We start from the raw sequence: 2,442 nt of genomic DNA, 5'->3' as shown, positions 1-2,442 counted from the left end.
ACAGCCCGAGTAACTGTTTTTGAATTGTAACTATTTTTGAATTGCCCCCATTTTTTAATTGGGGAATTCTTTTATACTTCAAGGAGTAAAGTTAAAAATGAAAAAAACTGGCTTGTTGGTTTAAGAGGAGTATTGATATTAATTCCTGCAATTGGAGTAGGGTTATATTTTATCGTCGAATTAAGACAATACTTAGAATTGATATTTGGTGTCACCGCCGGTGTATAATTGACCCAGGAGTAACGAAAAGGAATTGACCCACCCCCTGGCGAAATATCCCTCTTGATACCAATCCAAAAGATCGGAGGGAAATAAGTGCTAGGGAGTGGATCTATTATCATGTTACATGAATTAAAAGCAAAGGGCAAGAGCATTCGTGCAATCGCACGAGAAACAGGTCGTTCAAGGAACACGATAAGGAAATACCTCAGAGCAGAGGGCATCCCTGAAAGAAAGCTGCATCCAAAGAGAGTATCAAAGCTCGAACCATACAAAGATACCATTAACCATCTGATGAATATTGGTATATTCAATTGCGAAGTCATCTACGAAAGAATCAAAGAAGAAGGTTACACCGGCGGTCGTACCATCTTAAGGGACTATGTAAGACAATTCAGGCCTCCGAAACAAGTTCCTGCCGTGTGCCGCTACGAAACCAAACCCGGCCAACAGGCTCAGGTCGACTGGGGTGAATACACATACATAGAGGAGAAACCGGTGAAATACGTAAGCTTTACATCTTTGTCATGGTTCTTGGGTATTTCAGGGCCATATACGTAGAATTCACAAACCGCTGTGATGTCCATACCTTCATCCGCTGCCTGATCCACGGGTTTGAATATTTTAACGGGATAACCGACGTAGTCCTTACCGATAGGATGAAAACCGTGATCCTGGGCACCGACGAAAACAGAAAACCCATATGGAACTCCACCTTTGAAGATCTTGCCGCCACACTTGGTTTTACACCTAAAGTATGTAGAGCAAGGCGACCCCAGACCAAAGGCAAAGTAGAAAGCAGCATAGACTTTGTAAAAAACAACTTCCTGCCGGGTAGGAAGTTCGTAGACTACGGTGACTTAAACCACCAGGCAATAGTGTGGTGCGAAAAGAAAAACAGGAGAATACACGGCACTACCGGGCCTCAAACCCCTGCCTTCTTCGGACAAATATCAAAAATTCCTGGAAGAAGTAAGGAAAGTCCACAAAGACGGCCTTTTGAGCTTCGACGGCGTAAGATATGGTGTTCCATGGCAGTATAGCGGAAAAGAGGTGGTTGTAAGGGATAAAAATAGCAAAATCGAAATCATCTATAATGGGAAGGTAATAGCAACCCACGAAAAGCATTACCGCTCAAGGACCACGGTTTATGCTAAAAACCAGTATACCGGACTAAAAGAAGCTGAAGGTATGCTTTATCCCAATCCGCGAGCATACAAGGTCTCTTCTCCGGAAGTTGAAAAGCGTTCTTTGGGGGTTTATGAAAGCCTGCTGGGGGTGGGCACAACATGATAGACCTTGAAAAAGCTCGATCCCACCTTGAAGAACTGGGGCTTTTAAGTGCATCGTCTTTTCTTGACGCCCTCCTTGAAAGAGCTCAGCGCCAGAATACAACGTATCTAGATTTCTTAAATAACTTGCTTGAGACTGAACTTGCCGAAAGGCAGAGGCGGAATATCGAAGTAAGGTCAAAACTTGCCAGGCTTCCGTATAAAAAGACTTTGAAGGAATTTGACTTTACCTTTCAGCCCAGTATAGATGAAAAACTGATAAAAGAACTTGCCACAATGGCGTTTATCCATAGGGCAGAAAACGTAATATTCCTTGGTCCACCCGGAGTAGGGAAGACGCACCTTGCCGTGGCCCTTGCTATAGAAGCCCTATCCTACGGCATATCAGTCTATTTTACGGGCCTTTCTAGGCTCGTTGACGACCTCAAAAAAGCTCATAAAGAAAGCCGCTTGGAAAAGCGAATGAGGATCTACACTGGTCCGAAGCTTCTTGTTATCGACGAAGTAGGCTATCTTCCTTTAGATAGCCTTGGCTCAAACCTCTTTTTCCAGCTAATAAGCGCTCGGTATGAAAAGGGGAGCATCGTCCTTACCAGCAACAAAGGCTTTGGAGAATGGGGAGAACTCATGGGAGATCCTGTGCTTGCCACTGCGGTATTGGATAGATTACTACACCATGCCCATATAATCAATATAAGGGGCAACAGCTATCGTTTGAAAGACAGGGTAAAGACCGGATTGTATGGTAACCCACATAACAATACTTAATTTTGAAAAAGCCAGGGTGGGTCAATTTTAAACCGTTGAAAATGGGTCAATTTAAATCCGCTATTGACATAAATGAATATGGAGAAACATATGGTTCGGCAATTTTTGCTGAAATTTTAGGAAAAGAACCGGATCTAATTGCGGCCATAGGCATTGATGGAAC

1 protein-coding gene and 1 pseudogene are annotated in these 2,442 nt (G+C 43.4%); both read left to right on the top strand.

Annotation, left to right across the window (positions count from 1 at the left end):
* Positions 1-315 precede the first annotated feature (315 nt).
* A pseudogene (gene istA, locus BUB66_RS11730) lies at positions 316-1,512 on the top strand (IS21 family transposase).
* The gene (gene istB / locus BUB66_RS11725; protein ID WP_073258720.1) at positions 1,509-2,279 is read left to right on the top strand and encodes an IS21-like element helper ATPase IstB; all 771 of its coding nucleotides are present in this window, start codon (positions 1,509-1,511) and stop codon (positions 2,277-2,279) included. Before istA ends, istB begins: the two are co-directional and overlap by 4 nt.
* The last annotated feature ends 163 nt before the right edge of the window (positions 2,280-2,442 follow it).

Origin of the sequence: Caldanaerovirga acetigignens (genome assembly GCF_900142995.1) — a bacterium.
GTDB lineage: Bacteria > Bacillota > Thermosediminibacteria > Thermosediminibacterales > Thermosediminibacteraceae > Fervidicola > Fervidicola acetigignens.
The sequence above is the reverse complement of the archived record's forward strand: the minus strand, read 5'-3'. Positions and strand labels throughout refer to the sequence as shown.